This is a genomic window from Heyndrickxia shackletonii, from assembly GCF_001420715.1.
Taxonomy (GTDB): Bacteria; Bacillota; Bacilli; order Bacillales; family Bacillaceae_C; genus Margalitia; species Margalitia shackletonii.
Genome location: NZ_LJJC01000006.1, coordinates 692,972 through 707,308 on the forward strand (window position 1 = coordinate 692,972; position 14,337 = coordinate 707,308).

Annotated in this window: 14 protein-coding genes and 1 riboswitch; of the genes, 10 read left to right on the top strand and 4 right to left on the bottom strand. The window is 34.0% G+C overall.

What is annotated here, in order from left to right:
* The first annotated feature begins 114 nt into the window (after positions 1 to 114).
* Positions 115 to 214, top strand: a riboswitch (purine riboswitch).
* A gap of 78 nt (positions 215 to 292) precedes the next feature.
* The gene (locus AN964_RS21545; protein ID WP_055741844.1) at positions 293 to 1,465 is read left to right on the top strand and encodes an MFS transporter; all 1,173 of its coding nucleotides are present in this window, start codon (positions 293 to 295) and stop codon (positions 1,463 to 1,465) included.
* A 36-nt stretch (positions 1,466 to 1,501) separates the two neighbouring features.
* Here AN964_RS21545 and AN964_RS21550 read toward each other — a convergent pair whose 3' ends face one another.
* Positions 1,502 to 2,269 (bottom strand): styrene monooxygenase/indole monooxygenase family protein, encoded by a 768-nt coding sequence (locus AN964_RS21550; protein ID WP_235950791.1) that lies wholly within the window; start codon positions 2,267 to 2,269, stop codon positions 1,502 to 1,504.
* The gene (locus tag AN964_RS27175; RefSeq protein ID WP_235950792.1) at positions 2,218 to 2,679 is read right to left on the bottom strand and encodes a hypothetical protein; all 462 of its coding nucleotides are present in this window, start codon (positions 2,677 to 2,679) and stop codon (positions 2,218 to 2,220) included. Before AN964_RS27175 ends, AN964_RS21550 begins: the two co-directional genes overlap by 52 nt.
* Positions 2,680 to 3,628: 949 nt before the next feature.
* Between AN964_RS27175 and AN964_RS21555 the strand changes: the two genes are divergently transcribed.
* Both AN964_RS21555 and AN964_RS21560 read left to right on the top strand, forming a co-directional pair.
* Positions 3,629 to 4,792, top strand: coding sequence for an MFS transporter (locus AN964_RS21555; protein WP_055741845.1), 1,164 nt, complete (start codon positions 3,629 to 3,631; stop codon positions 4,790 to 4,792).
* A 74-nt stretch (positions 4,793 to 4,866) separates the two neighbouring features.
* Entirely contained in the window at positions 4,867 to 5,709 is an 843-nt protein-coding gene (locus AN964_RS21560) for a MerR family transcriptional regulator (protein WP_055741846.1), read from the top strand.
* A gap of 212 nt (positions 5,710 to 5,921) precedes the next feature.
* On the opposite strand, the gene AN964_RS21565 is transcribed toward AN964_RS21560, so the two are convergent.
* Positions 5,922 to 7,157 (bottom strand): cysteine desulfurase, encoded by a 1,236-nt coding sequence (locus AN964_RS21565; protein ID WP_055741847.1) that lies wholly within the window; start codon positions 7,155 to 7,157, stop codon positions 5,922 to 5,924.
* A 123-nt stretch (positions 7,158 to 7,280) separates the two neighbouring features.
* Here AN964_RS21565 and AN964_RS21570 point away from each other — a divergent pair, with 123 nt between their 5' ends.
* From AN964_RS21570 to AN964_RS21600, 7 genes are all read left to right on the top strand, one after another.
* On the top strand, positions 7,281 to 8,096 hold the full coding sequence (locus AN964_RS21570; RefSeq protein ID WP_055741848.1) for a LysR family transcriptional regulator: 816 nt from the start codon (positions 7,281 to 7,283) through the stop codon (positions 8,094 to 8,096).
* Positions 8,097 to 8,381: 285 nt separating this feature from the next.
* The gene (locus AN964_RS21575; RefSeq protein WP_152982442.1) at positions 8,382 to 9,413 is read left to right on the top strand and encodes a DUF3231 family protein; all 1,032 of its coding nucleotides are present in this window, start codon (positions 8,382 to 8,384) and stop codon (positions 9,411 to 9,413) included.
* Positions 9,414 to 9,471: 58 nt separating this feature from the next.
* Positions 9,472 to 9,903: a hypothetical protein gene (locus AN964_RS21580; RefSeq protein WP_055741902.1), complete on the top strand. Its 432-nt coding sequence runs from the start codon at positions 9,472 to 9,474 to the stop codon at positions 9,901 to 9,903.
* A gap of 220 nt (positions 9,904 to 10,123) precedes the next feature.
* Complete coding sequence (locus AN964_RS21585; protein WP_055741849.1) at positions 10,124 to 10,996, top strand: AraC family transcriptional regulator; 873 nt, start codon at positions 10,124 to 10,126, stop codon at positions 10,994 to 10,996.
* 285 nt (positions 10,997 to 11,281) lie between these two features.
* Positions 11,282 to 11,908 (top strand): DJ-1/PfpI family protein, encoded by a 627-nt coding sequence (locus AN964_RS21590; protein ID WP_055741850.1) that lies wholly within the window; start codon positions 11,282 to 11,284, stop codon positions 11,906 to 11,908.
* Positions 11,909 to 12,066: 158 nt separating this feature from the next.
* On the top strand, positions 12,067 to 12,450 hold the full coding sequence (locus AN964_RS21595) for a hypothetical protein (protein WP_152982443.1): 384 nt from the start codon (positions 12,067 to 12,069) through the stop codon (positions 12,448 to 12,450).
* 282 nt (positions 12,451 to 12,732) lie between these two features.
* A complete protein-coding gene (locus AN964_RS21600; protein ID WP_055741852.1) occupies positions 12,733 to 13,269 on the top strand; it encodes a GrpB family protein in 537 nt (178 codons plus the stop codon).
* A gap of 322 nt (positions 13,270 to 13,591) precedes the next feature.
* Here AN964_RS21600 and AN964_RS21605 read toward each other — a convergent pair whose 3' ends face one another.
* The gene (locus AN964_RS21605) at positions 13,592 to 14,332 is read right to left on the bottom strand and encodes an arylamine N-acetyltransferase family protein (protein ID WP_055741853.1); all 741 of its coding nucleotides are present in this window, start codon (positions 14,330 to 14,332) and stop codon (positions 13,592 to 13,594) included.
* Between the last annotated feature and the right edge of the window lie 5 nt (positions 14,333 to 14,337).

Here is a 14,337-nt window from a genome sequence, read left to right on the forward strand (position 1 = left end):
CACCTTTACTAGAGGATGGGGAAGATAGCCCAATTTGTCACTTTTGTTATTCCATTGAAAAAATTGAACTTGAAAAATATATTATAACGTAGTAGAATTTTCTATTAGATTCTTAAACTACATAAACAATAACGATGTATAACCTCGAGAATATGGCTTGAGGGTTTCTACCAGGAACCGAAAAATCCTGACTACAAAAATGCAATAACATTTTGTAGTTGGGATTTTATTTTTTTTGGGAAAAAATAAGTTTATATCGTTATAAAATAGGAGAGGAGACAATGTTTTTAATATGAATTTTAGAATTTTTATTTTAGCATTATCAACGGTTGCAGTTGGACTGGTGGAATTAATTGTGGGCGGCATATTACCCGCCATCGCAGATGATTTTCATATTTCACTAAGTACTGCTGGACAGTTAATAACAGTGTTTGCACTCATATATGCGATTGCCGGACCTGTTTTACTTGTATTAACCAGCAAAATTGAACGTAAGAAATTATATCTTATTTCCTTATTTATATTTTTAATAGGTAACGTCATTACGTATATCAGCCCAAACTTCACTTTTATGATGATTTCTAGAATATTGACAGCAATGAGTACAGCGTTAATTGTCGTTCTTTCATTGACCATTGCAGCAAAAATTGTCAAACCATCCCATCGGGCAAAGGCGTTGGGGCTTATTTATATGGGGATTAGTTCCTCTCTTGTTTTAGGAGTTCCTTTGGGCATTTTAATTTCCAATACATTTGGATGGAGAGTTATATTCCTATGTATAGCCATATTGTCGATTGGATCGATAATACTCATTTCCATGTTTTTAGAGCAGATACCTGGTGAAAAAACTATTCCACTCTCCGTACAAATTAAAGCAATTGGCAGTGCAAAAATAGGCAGTGCGCATCTTGCTACTATGTTTATGCTAGCAGGACACTATACACTGTATGCTTATTTTACACCGTTTTTGGAAACAAATCTCCATCTTAACTCTTTTTGGATTAGTGTATGTTATTTTATATTTGGTGTAGCAGCAGTAAGTGGGGGAGCTTTTGGAGGAACACTTTCCGATAAGATTGGTGCTAATAAGAGTATTATCATTGTGATTAGCTCATTTGCCGTAGTACTGTTTTTGCTTCCTTTCACAACATTTTCACTTGTGATATTTATACCAATGATGATGATTTGGGCTGCATTGAGCTGGAGTCTTGCACCACCGCAACAAAGTTACTTGATTCAAGCAGATCCAATTACATCTGATATCCAACAAAGCTTCAATAATTCCGCATTACAAATCGGCATATCACTCGGCTCTGCTATTGGTGGTATTGCTTTAAAACAAACTAGTAATGTGTCCCACATGGCTTGGGTTGGTGGCACTATTGTCATCATCTCCCTACTTTGTGCAATATTTTCTTTGACTAGACCAAATATTGTCAGAAAAACGGAAATAGAGAATGCATAATACAAAGGTAGTGGCATATCCCACTACCTTTAATGATTAATTTATATTATTTAGAAAAAATGCTTCATATGCTTTAGTAGGATTTGCAAACCACTCCGCAATTTCATCCGCCTTTGCTTGGTCTTGTGCACCCTGAAGCAATAGTTGAACAACATGATTCGGTAATGGCTTTGTCATGGCATTTGTCCATCCCGTTACTTCTGTTACATATTGTTTTGTTCTATTCCAGTAATACTCCCCTGCTTCTATGTCCCACTTAGAATCTTTGTATTTCATAAGGGTTTCATACAATTGTTCTGCACAATATGAAGAGAGATTACAACCTTGACCTGTAATGGGATCGTTCAGAAAAACACTATCTCCGCAGCCAACAACAAGCTTATTTTTTACCAAGGAATACGGCTTTCGAATAACTGGTGCAATAGCAGTTTGAAGAAAGGCATTATCATCGGTTAAAGCAAAATTTTCTTCATCTATTCTAGTGTGAATTTCCGGGAAGAAATGTTGAACTGTATTTCTCATTTTAAGTGTAAAATCTTCTGCATACTTTATCCCTTTAAATACATCTAAATCACTTTTTGGTACTACCATAACGAACAGAATTGTAACAGGACCTTGTTCTGTTAGAGCGGGGATCTCAAACATTTCACCTAGTTCTGGAAGAACCGTTACACTTACTCCTAAGGGATTATTTGCTTTTATACCTTCGAAATAACCTACGATACATTTTCGCTGAGGAGTTTGAAAAGGAGTTAGACTTTCCTCGGTAGGGAAAGGAAAAAGAGGTCCATTTTTCCTGTACAATCAATAATTAAATCATACTTTTCTAGTAATATGTCCAAATCTTCTTTATCTACTTTTTCAAACCGGAAGGAAACGCCATTTTCTATAAGATCATTAATAGAATACGAATAATATAAACGTTGATCAACTGATAATGCTGGCTCTTGCAGCATTCCTACAAATAGTTTTTCATTTCCAATTGTAATATGGATACTTTCAATAAGAGGTTGATCTTCCCAATTTGGCATTTTAAATCGCTTTTCACGTTTCCTTGTTGGTCCAAAATGAACCTGTGTAGACATGATGCGACCTTTTTTAAACTGATCTGGTGATTTGCGTTCCATGACAGTGATATCAAAGTCGTCCTTTAGAGCATAGGCTAGATGTAGTCCAGCTTCGCCACTACCAATAATGCAGATTCTCCTTTTCAACAATTCCACTTCCTAATAAGTGATATTATTAAATATTTACGCTAATTGTAATTATCATTTATTTTATTGGAGGGTAAATCTCATGTAAATAGTCCTTTAGTGGCAAGATTCATATAATCACCATACGATTACAGCCCTTGTTTTTATTTTATTTAGATCAAAGTACTTCCAAATATTCCGTATTTAGGTTCAAAAATACGATGAAAAACCTGTAAATAAAATAGGTTTTTATATTTTCTTATAAGAAATTTCGATATCTTTTTTATAGATGTAACAAAGAAAATCCCATAAGAATAAGTATTATCTAAAATCTAATCAAACGTTTGATTAGGATTAAGAAAAGGAGAAATTGGTCGAAAAAGAAGAGCCATTTTAATAGATGACTTAAACAATGTTTACATCTGGAAATATGAAACGGAAGGTTTTCTAAGCTTATTCAGTTGGACTGTTGCCCTTTTTGTATGAAAAAAGTGGGGGAGGGATACAAATTGATCATGAATTAGTCATATTAGAGTCTAAAGATATGCTATTTCTGCTAATGTAAGCCCAACTATGTTCCACTTAAAAAACCTCCATAAATCTTTTAATATTTATCCTTCCATTTTATAAGTATCTGACCACAGACCCACTCATTGTGCATTTACGAGATGTCCTTTTTAAATATAGAAACGTATTTTCTCATTCCAATTTACTATTTACTTTCGATTGTGAAAAAATAGCGGAGAAAAGAGAAAAAACTTGACTCTCCCCTTAGGGTAGGATTTAAATTATGCCTTGTAAGGTTTTAAATAGTCCTGGGATACAATACTAATTATAGAAATAATGTTGCACGGTAAGACAGCGATAAAGGAGTTTTTCAAAATGGTCTTAAAATCATATTTATTTTTATAAAATTCAAACCTGGAGAATGTTTTAAACAAGATATTTTAAGTTCAAGGAGTATAAATATATGCAAAATAAAAACATGATGTTAGTTATATTATTAATCAATATATTCATTGTCTTTTTAGGAATAGGCCTTGTTATTCCGGTCACTCCTACTATCATGGATGAATTACATATATCCGGATCTGTTGTCGGGTATATGGTGGCGTTTTTCGCGCTTACACAGTTAATTTTGTCGCCGATTTCCGGCCGTTGGGTTGACAGATTTGGACGGAAAAGAATGATTATTATTGGTCTAATCATTTTTGGATTGTCGGAGTTTTTATTCGGAATTGGAAAAACGGTTGTGGTGCTTTTTATTTCGCGTATGCTTGGCGGTGTTAGTGCAGCGTTTATTATGCCGGCTGTTACAGCATTTATTGCTGATATTACAACGGTTAAGAGACGTCCAAAAGCAATGGGATATATGTCGGCAGCCATTTCAACAGGTTTTATTGTTGGACCAGGATTTGGCGGTTTTTTAGGAGAAATTAATTCTCGCTTGCCATTCTTCTTTGCAGCCGTTATTGCATTAATTACTGCTATAATATCGATTACTATCCTTCATGAACCGGAACGAAATCTTGAAAAGGAAGAAATTATAGGGGAAAAAACAGGATGGAAACGTATTTTTGTACCGATGTATTTTATATCCTTTATGATTATTTTTATTTTTTCATTCGGTTTAGCAGCCTTTGAATCGTTATTTTCCTTATTTGCAGACCATAAATTCGGCTTTTTGCCGAAGGATATTGCGATTGCAATAACAGCTGGTGGAGTATTTGGGGCGATTTTTCAAGTAGGTTTATTTGATCGCTTAACGAATTGGCTGGGAGAAATTCGTTTAATTCGTTATTGTTTGATTTTCTCAGCAATACTTGTATTTTTGGTAACGATTGTAAATACTTATTTTACCATTTTACTGGTTACGGCAATCGTATTTGTTGGATTTGACTTGATACGACCGGCGGTTACAACGTATTTATCAAAAATTGCCGGCGATGAACAAGGATTTGTTGGTGGTATGAACTCTATGTTCACTAGTATTGGTAATGTCATTGGACCAATTATTGGCGGGATGTTATTTGATATCAATTTAAATTATCCATTTTACTTTTCAGCCGTCTTATTAGTAGTCGGAATTGCGATTTCGTTTGCTTGGAAAGCTAAGGCATATCGTACAACTTAAAGATTTCAAAGCGTATTCCTAGTTGCCGCTGAGAATACGCTTTTTTACAATATAGAGGTAAGGAAGTGATTGAAATGGTAGAAAAGCTTTATACCATCGGAGAAGTCTCTAAACTGGTTAATCTTTCGATAAAAGCGCTGCGTTATTACGATAGAATTAATTTATTTAAACCAGCGTATATTGACCCGGATACGAACTATCGCTATTATAAGGACTCACAAATTCACCGTCTGGATTTAATTAAATCACTAAAATATATTGGTACCCCATTAGAAGAAATAAAAAAGGTACAGGAGCTGCAGGCAAATGATTTTTTAACTTTTTTAACAGAACAAGAAGAGATAATAAGACAAAAAATCGATTCATTATTAGAAATTGAACAAATCATTGCGAATGTCAAAAAGGGGATGCAAAAGCAAAACAAATACCCTGCACTTGGTGAAGTCTATCTTTCCAATGAAGAGGAAATACAGATTATCCAAATAAAGGCTGAAGGAATCGATCCAGAAAATATTTTAAATGCTTCTTACAGTAAGCTGAAGAAATTTGCTGTAACGACGGAAGGATTTAGAAACAATGGTTATGGTACGATAATTCCGTATAAGCCATATAGAAATATCGATGAAGTTACTTATCAATATTTATTTACTCCTGTTCTAACAAAGAAACAGATTTCATCATTAACGAACGATATGGAAGTCGTCACCATTTCACAAGGTAAATACGTTTGTATTACATTTGAATCTTCATCTTTAGAAGATTACTTTTTGAACTTACAAAAACTAATTCAGTATACAAAAGATCATCAATTAACGGTTATTAGTGATATATATGAATTTTTAACATATATTCATTATTCCCCAAATTTGCAAGCAGAATATTTGATTGAAATGAGAATTCGAGTGGAAGATTTCTAAACGACGCTTGAGATGAAGGATATTATGTTGAACCTATCGATAGGAAATGAAACTTTAATAGTTGCCTAACGTATTTCATAAGAGGTGACTTTTATGATTGAATTACTTATGCTTTTTATTTTGAAAAAAGGGAAATAATGAAAATGACCGCAATTTTGCGGTCATTGAATTTGTGTGAAAATTTACCGGATTATAAATCGGTAAGCTGTAAGTTATATTGCAAATGCATCCTCAAAGTATACTTTCGCTTTTTTAATTCCATTGATAAGGAACTCAATGTCTTCTTCTGTATTGTAGAGATAAAAACTGGCACGTGCAGTTGCCGATACATTTAACCACTTCATTAATGGTTGACAGCAATGGTGTCCAGCCCTAATAGCTATTCCTTCCTGATCTAAAAAGGTTGCCAAATCATGTGGATGAACATTATCAATATTAAATGTAATTACTCCACCTCTTTGTTCAGGGTTTTTTGGTCCATAAATGGAAATCCCTTTAATGGCAGATAGCTGTTCCAATGCAAAGTTAGCCAGTTTTTTCTCATGAAGGCGAATGGTTTCCAGTCCAATTTGCTCCAAAAAATCGATGGCAGTGCCAAGCCCTATTGCACCTGCAACGATCGGTGTACCACCTTCAAACTTCCACGGAAGCTCTTTCCATGTTGAATCATATAAACCAACAAAATCAATCATTTCTCCGCCATATTCAATAGGAGGCATATGTTCTAATATTTGTTTTTTACCATATAAAACTCCGATTCCGGTTGGCCCCATCATTTTGTGACCGGAAAACGCCAGAAAATCACAGGCAAGGTCCTGAACATCTACTTTAAAGTGGGAAACACTTTGAGCGGCATCTACACAAACTACTGCTCCTTGTTTATGTGCCAACTTTACAATTTCATTTATAGGATTAATAGTTCCCAATACATTAGAAACATGAGTGATGGAAATAAATTTCGTATTGGCGGTCATCGATTCCTTCACATTATCCAAATCAATTGTTCCGTTTGGCGATAAAGGAATGTACTTTAAAATCGCGCCAATTTTTTTTGCAGCCTGCTGCCAAGGTATAAGATTACTATGGTGTTCCATCTGGGTAATCAAAATTTCATCACCCTCTTTGAGAAATTGCCCTACGTAACTTTGAGCAACTAAATTTAAGGATGAGGTAGTTCCTCGTGTGAAAATAATTTCTGCTGTTTCCTTTGCGTTAATAAAAGTTTTTACTTTCTCTCTTGCAGCTTCGTAGGCATCTGTTGCTTTTACTCCCAGAGTATGTACCCCTCTGTGGGGATTTGCATTGTAGGTTTGATAATAAGCTTCTAACGTATCTATTACAACTTTCGGCTTTTGTGAGGTCGCGGCGTTATCTAAATAAACGAGAGGGTGCCCATTCACAGATTGAGTCAAAATTGGGAAATAAGTTTTTATTTCATTTAAGTTCATCCTTTTTTACCCCTTTCACTCTAAAAGTAGATCCATAACTTTATTTTGACAGCGAAAAGGATATAATACAAATATAATTATCTTTATAATATTATAACTAAAAAGTTATGGATGTGGTTTTGGATGAATACGAATCATTTATCTGTATTCAAGAAAGTTATAGAAACAGGTAGTATTAGTCAGGTTGCAAAAGAAATCCATGTCAGTCAACCAGCTATCTCGATGATGGTCAAAAGATTGGAGCAGGATGTAGGAGTTTCCTTATATACAGTAGTGGGGAGAAATATAACGGCAACAGATGCTGGTTTGACTTTAATGGAATATGCAGAATCCATTCTATCTTTAGAAGAGCAAGTATATCGGGCAATGGAAGAGTTTCAACAAGGCAGTCGGGGAAGAATTATCGTGGGCACTTCTCCAGTATTAGGTACCTATTTATTACCAAGGATTATACTAACTTTTAATCAGAAGCATCCCAATGTCACGGTCGATTTAAAAATAGTGGCAGATCAGGAGATTGAAAATTTAGTACGATCCGGAAGTGTAGATATAGGTATAACATTAACACCTCCAGAGGATCATTTTTCTTTAAGAATAAGGAAAATCTCCAATGACCATTTAATAGGGGTTCAGCCTCCGTTTCCAATCGATTCAACGACAGTATGGGTTCCTTCTGACATTCCTTTATCCATAAATGGGCAAATAAAGGGGAAAGCCAAAAGCATTTTTTCAACTGAGGCGGTAAAGCAATATGTAATAGAAGGAATAGGGTATGGTGTAGTATTAAAATCTGCTGTTGAGTTAGAAGTATCTTGCGGGAAATTAAAGTATTGGAATGGATATGAATCTAGCCCTATTGCAATAAATATTATAACACGCCCGGCGGAACGTCTTTCTAATAGTGTTTGGTATTTTTTAAATCATTTAACTGATAAGTAAAAAGTAAAAAATTGTGTAAACGATGTATTAATTAAGCGCTTTAAATAATTTTTATGTTGATTCATCGTCTTTTTTAATTGACACCCTTATCCCCCTCCTTATAAGTTAGACAAAGCTGTCTATTATCCGTTTCATTTAAAAAGTGATTTTTCTGATTTAATCGGCGGGATTTCTGTTTCCTTATTTATCCTGAAATAAAAAGCTTCCCATAAGGAATAATTTTAGTCGAATATTTCATTCTAAAAATATGAAGGCTAATGCGCTTATTTAAGGGGGATCCTCGAAATGATTGATGATGGAAAAGTAATGACTGAACATAATATTCGTCTAACCGCTTCCGAAATGGGTTTTCTTTGGACACAATACGAAAATGATACTTTAACAAGATGCGTTTTGAAATACTTTAAGAACAAATGTGAGGATAAGGAGATATTACCAATTATTGAATACTCTTTAGATGTAACTGAAAAGAACATTCAGGAACTTACGGGCATTTTCACTAATGAAAAAATTCCTATACCTGTTGGATTTACTGATGAAGATGTAAATATTAATGCACCAAAATTATTTACCGATATATTCAAGCTATATTTTTTACAAAATTTAGCGATTATTGCAATGGCAGGTGCAGGAGTAGCAATAGGTGTTTCGTCAAGAGAAGATGTAAGTAAATTCTTTCAAAAGACACTAGAAGAAGCAAAAACTTTACACGATATGTGTAGGAAAGTTAATTTGTCAAAGGGAACATATATTAGGCCACCTTACATTTCTAACCCTGATAAGGTTCATTTCGTATCAAAGCAAAGGTTTTTATTTGACTTTTTCGGTAAAAGAAAACGTCCGTTAACCGCAATTGAAATTACACATTTATTTATCAATATTCAAACAAATTCAATGGGAAAAGCCATGATGATGGCTTTTGCGCAAGTCTGTAAAGGTGAAGATGTAAAGGAATTCTTTATAGAGGGAAAAGGAATTGCTAATAAACATCTAAAAAAATTTAGTTCTTTCCTTGCGGATGGAGATTTACCTGCCCCTATGTCTTGGGATTCACATGTTTTAGATAGTACGGTTGCACCATTTTCCGATAAATTAATGATGTTTCTAACTACTGCTATGATAGCAACCGGAATTGGAAATTATGGAACAGCAGCGGGTACTTGTGAGAGAATGGATTTAAGTGCTACCTATACAAGGCTTTCAGCGGAAATTACCTTATATGCGGAAGACGGTGCAAATATTATGATTAGACACGCTTGGTTAGAGGAACCGCCACAAGCAGATGACCGTCAAGCGCTTATCAAACAACCAAAGTAAATTTGAATTTAATATGGTAAAGGATTAGAACAATGTGACAAACAAAAAAGAAGCATTAATGTGGAGTATTGCACTCCCAGGATTTGGACAGTATTTAAACGGGAAATTTTTCAAAGGAACTGTTCTGTTAATATTAGAATTTGTCGTTAATCTTCAAGCGAATTTTAATGAAATCATTATTTTAAGTTTTCATGGTAATATCGAAAATGCAATTATACAAGCAAATTATCAATGGTTAATGTTTTATCCATGTTTGTATTTCTATTCAATGTGGGATGCTTGGAAAGACGCAGGGGGAGGAAAAGAAAAGTATGATTTTCTTCCGTTTTTATTTTCTGCCTATTTTGTAACGGTTGGTTGTATTTATTCTTCAAAATTAAGGATATTTGGAATATTATTTGGACCAGTATGGCTTCCAATACTGTGTGTTATACCGGGAGTAGCTGTTGGTTTAATAATTAGGAAAATAATTAAATATACAGATCATTAAATAAACCGGAAGCTTGGGGTGATTTGAAGAAGAGAATGGAGCACGAATAAAATCTGATATTCTTTAAAAACGCTACTGAAGTAGCGTTTTTTTATTGAAGACAAAGGTAAAGAAACTTTACTATGAAAATACAACTTATAGTAACCCTACATTATTGTGCATGAATTGTCGGAAGGATACATTTTGTTTTTGTTAATCTTTTGATTAGGGAGGTCATAAAATGGATTTGCTTAAGAACATGAATGATGCATTGCAATATATTGAAGAAAACCTTACGAATGATATCGATTTTAAAGTGGTGGCACGATTAGCGTTTTGTTCCGAATATCATTTTAAAAGAATGTTTTCTTTTCTTGCAGGTATTCCGCTGTCAGAATATATCCGCAGAAGACGCCTTACTCTTGCAGCATTTGATTTAAATAATAGCAACTTAAGGATTATTGATATTGCTATTAAATACGGATATAGCTCACCAGATTCTTTTGCCAGAGCATTTCAGACTTTGCATGGGGTGACTCCTACAGAGGCTAGAAATTATGGTCAGGCATTAAAGGCATATCCACGAATGACTTTCCAACTATCCATTAAAGGAGGAAATGAAATGAATTACCGAATAGAAGAAAAAGAGGCATTTCACATAGTTGGTATCATGAAAAGGGTGCCAATTGTTTTCCATGGTGAAAATCCAGAAATCACTGCTATGTGGAAATCATTGAATACAGAGAAGATAAATAAACTCTATGAACTATCTAATGTGGAACCAAAAGGGATTATTCAAGCATCCACTAATTTTTCGGAAGGTCGTATGGAGGAAAAAGGAGTTCTTGATCATTATATTGGTGTAGCAACCACTCATGAGTATTCTGAAGATTTTTCTGTACTAAAAGTTCCAGCATTTACTTGGGCTGTATTCGAGTCAGATGGACCTTTTCCGAATACACTGCAGGAAACATGGGGACGTATATATTCTGAATGGTTTCCATCCTCAAGCTATCAACAAACAGAAGGACCAGAAATTTTGTCTATCAAAAGCAAAGATATTACATCGCCAACTGTGAAATGTGAAATTTGGATTCCGGTTTTGAAAATGTAAATAGAGCATTGGATACAGGCGCTGAGATTTTTTCAGCGCTCTTTTTTATAAATGTGTATGTGTTTGTGTACGTATTCTCTGAACATGGGCTCATGTTATTAAGTAAAGTAGTTTGATTCAAAAGGATATTAGTTAGTATTTGTAGAAGTTAACTTCTGAAGAAATTACATTTATCATGTATATAAGAAAGAAGTCCTGAAATTTAGGAGAGTAGATAGGAGAAACAGGTTGATATAAAGTTACGATTTAGTGAATCCAATTTAATAGATTGATTGAGGAGAAAAGATGAAAAAGAGAAATGTGGGGATTTTGCTTTATGATTTTGTTGATATTTTAGATTTTGCCGGTCCAGCAGAAGTATTATCGTTAACTGCGAAAAACAGAGTTGAAGAAACGTTTACGCTTTACAAAAAGCAGTTATTAGCTACAAGACCATTTGATGTTTTTACAATTACAGATACAGGGATGCAAATAAAGACCCATTCAGGTATAAAAGTGGAACCTGATTTTAGCTTTGAAAATTGTCCTGAATTAGATATTTTAATTATTCCAGGTGGCCCCTTAAGGGCAGTACAAGCTGTGGCAAAAAATTTAAGGATCCAAGATTGGATTAAAAAACATAATAACATTGAATACATATGCTCAGTCTGTACAGGAGCATTTATATTAGGTGAAACTGGTTTGTTAAATGGAAAGAAGGGAACAACTCACCATCTAGCATTAAAAATAATGCAAAAAAAATACCCTGAAATTAGAGTTGTTTCAGATGTCAAAGTCGTACATGATAGTAACCTAATTTCTTCTGGTGGAGTTTCTTCCGGAATTAATATGGCGCTATATCTTGTTAGCCAAATAATGGGGAAAACTATTTCTGAAAGAACAGCTAGAAATATTGAATTTGTACACTATTAATAATTCCGGTTGTTGGTGTATCACCTAGTTATTAGGTAGGGGGAGAGCAGGACAGTGTGGGGATTTATTAAGTAAAATAGATGTTTTGAATTTCGGGGAATTTTTAAATGTATGTAGAACTCATTTTAGAGAAGTGGTGTTTATAAATGGAGAGCAAAATGGAGTTATTTGAAAAACAATCAAAGCTATTTAATCCATTACTGCATTTTAAGTCACGCATGGAAGAAATGAAAAGTATATCTGTCTTGGGAGCCAGTATAGCAAAGAAGTGGCTTAAAATGGTTGAAGAATATTTTATGCACGAAACATATCCTGTAAATCATCCTATCGGGCAAGAAACCTTTTCGTTGTATGTAGAGTACCCTTTAGGAATCTTTGAGTATACTCTAGACATAGATGGAGCCGCTTCACTTATTAAAAGTAAAAATATGAATCCAGTAAACTTTACACCATCAGACTGTATCTCATCGGTAGATCAAGGTAACATTAACGAAGATCCTAAACTTATAAAATACAATCACAAAAATCCTATGTCATGGTAGTTCAGAGCTCCTACTTAACAAATAATAACCATTTTGTATAAATGGGAACCACCGGATAAACGAAGCATTTAAAAGTGGAGACAAACAAATAGATGTATATGTATTCAATGATTTAGAATTTGTTCCCTTTTTCTATGATAATCTTAGTAAAGCCATGTATTTCTTTGAAATGGACTACGCCGCTGTAGTAAAGAATAAAGTTAATTTAATTCATCGGAAAAAGACAGTTGTTAATGAATTTTATCAAAAATATTTAAAAGTAGAGTTGAGAGGAGCTCCAAAATGAACTTAGGATTAAACGGGGATGAAGTGAAGGTTGTACCATATACAGAAGAATGGAACGATGAATTTCTGAAAATAAAGAAAGAGATACATGAAAATACTAATATTAGTAAGAATCGTATTGAACATATTGGAAGTACAGCAATTAAGAATATGATGGCTAAACCTATATTGGATATATTAGTCGCTGTTGATGATATATTAAACGTAGATAATTCAGTAATAAAAGGTCTTAAAACTATTGGTTTCCTGCGTTTGAAAGTAGAGAGACCCAATGAAATCGTTTTTGCAAAATTTACGGATAACACTTACCTTGTAAAAACACATTTCATTCACCTTGTAGAATATGAGAAAGAGTTATGGAAAAACTTTATTTTTTTCAGAGATTATTTAAATGATAATGAACATGCGCGGAACGAATACTTAGACATAAAATTGGATTATTTTAAAAAACAAACCAGCGGAATTAATGCATATACCAAATATAAAGAGGCATTCGTTAAAAATATTTTTAGCAAAAGGATTAGTAATAAATAACCAATTTTAAGTATACATGAAACGACAGTGAATTTTTAGTTCAAATAGATCGATGCTTACTATTCGAAAACCTTAAGGTCAGGTATCCATACTAACCTTATTTTTAAAACTTAAAAAGTAAAGTGAATATCTGCCCACATAAGAACCAGACACTTTGGACACAATAGCACCAGTTAAAAAAGAAAAAACCTTAGATACATTTTCTAAGGGAATCCTAACTTTCCTATCCAAAAAAATATTTACCTTGTTTTTAAAATAGAACATGTAAGTTCCATCACATAGATACATTTTGTAGACGAGGGAATAAATACTATTTAACCGATTAAATGTTTTTAATGTGAAAATATTTATTCAAGATGTAAGGTATTTCTTCAATAACGACATCCATCTTTTGTTTTTCCTGTAAACGCGTGACGATGAATGAATTTCCTGAAAGTGTATATCTTCCATACTCGGCTGCCAGAGATACGATTTGCTTTTGTGTGAAATGAGATTTCGGTGAAGTCTGATTAAAATAGCAGGCATCCTTAAACTCATTCAGCTCCCGGGGGCTTATGTCGAGACGATATAACGTATCCCAATCCTGATTGTTTTTTCTTTGTAAATCGTAAAAAGTGTCTTCTACCTTTACAACTCGATATATTCCACTAACATCCTCTTTTGTTTCTCCAGTCAATGGCATCGGTCCTCTTACGGAATCGCCAAACCCTACATCTACCAGATACGGTTGATCTATTTCGACAATGAGACAAGCATGGCTTCCTTTCAAAGCCCAGGATCCGTCGGGGCGATTGATTGTGCCTGAAATAAGGTAACTGTTAAAACCAAGGCTTTGTAACAGCCAGTTGAATAATCCGTTTAATTCATAACAAAAACCGCCGCGATTGTTTAAAACAATTTTATTATAAAAAGCTTCCAAGTTTAATGTTATTGGAATGCGATGGATTACGTCGAGATTTTCGAAAGGGACATGAAGCATATGTTGAAGTTGATTTAGTGTCTCCAGACTTATTTCTTTTACATCTTCGACACGAAACCGTTGTAAATATTGATTAATATCCATCAAAA

Excerpts from the sequence above, each read along its gene's own strand:
- AN964_RS21590 (WP_055741850.1), top strand. The coding sequence starts at position 11,282 with ATGAAAAAGAGAAATGTGGGGATTTTGCTTTATGATTTTGTTGATATT.
- AN964_RS21555 (WP_055741845.1), top strand. The coding sequence starts at position 3,629 with ATGCAAAATAAAAACATGATGTTAGTTATATTATTAATCAATATATTC.
- AN964_RS21585 (WP_055741849.1), top strand. The coding sequence starts at position 10,124 with ATGGATTTGCTTAAGAACATGAATGATGCATTGCAATATATTGAAGAA.
- AN964_RS21570 (WP_055741848.1), top strand. The coding sequence starts at position 7,281 with ATGAATACGAATCATTTATCTGTATTCAAGAAAGTTATAGAAACAGGT.
- AN964_RS21600 (WP_055741852.1), top strand. The coding sequence starts at position 12,733 with ATGAACTTAGGATTAAACGGGGATGAAGTGAAGGTTGTACCATATACA.
- AN964_RS21565 (WP_055741847.1), bottom strand. The coding sequence starts at position 7,157 with ATGAACTTAAATGAAATAAAAACTTATTTCCCAATTTTGACTCAATCT.
- AN964_RS21575 (WP_152982442.1), top strand. The coding sequence starts at position 8,382 with ATGATTGATGATGGAAAAGTAATGACTGAACATAATATTCGTCTAACC.
- AN964_RS21595 (WP_152982443.1), top strand. The coding sequence starts at position 12,067 with ATGGAGTTATTTGAAAAACAATCAAAGCTATTTAATCCATTACTGCAT.
- AN964_RS21580 (WP_055741902.1), top strand. The coding sequence starts at position 9,472 with ATGTGGAGTATTGCACTCCCAGGATTTGGACAGTATTTAAACGGGAAA.
- AN964_RS21560 (WP_055741846.1), top strand. The coding sequence starts at position 4,867 with ATGGTAGAAAAGCTTTATACCATCGGAGAAGTCTCTAAACTGGTTAAT.
- AN964_RS21605 (WP_055741853.1), bottom strand. The coding sequence starts at position 14,332 with ATGGATATTAATCAATATTTACAACGGTTTCGTGTCGAAGATGTAAAA.
- AN964_RS21545 (WP_055741844.1), top strand. The coding sequence starts at position 293 with ATGAATTTTAGAATTTTTATTTTAGCATTATCAACGGTTGCAGTTGGA.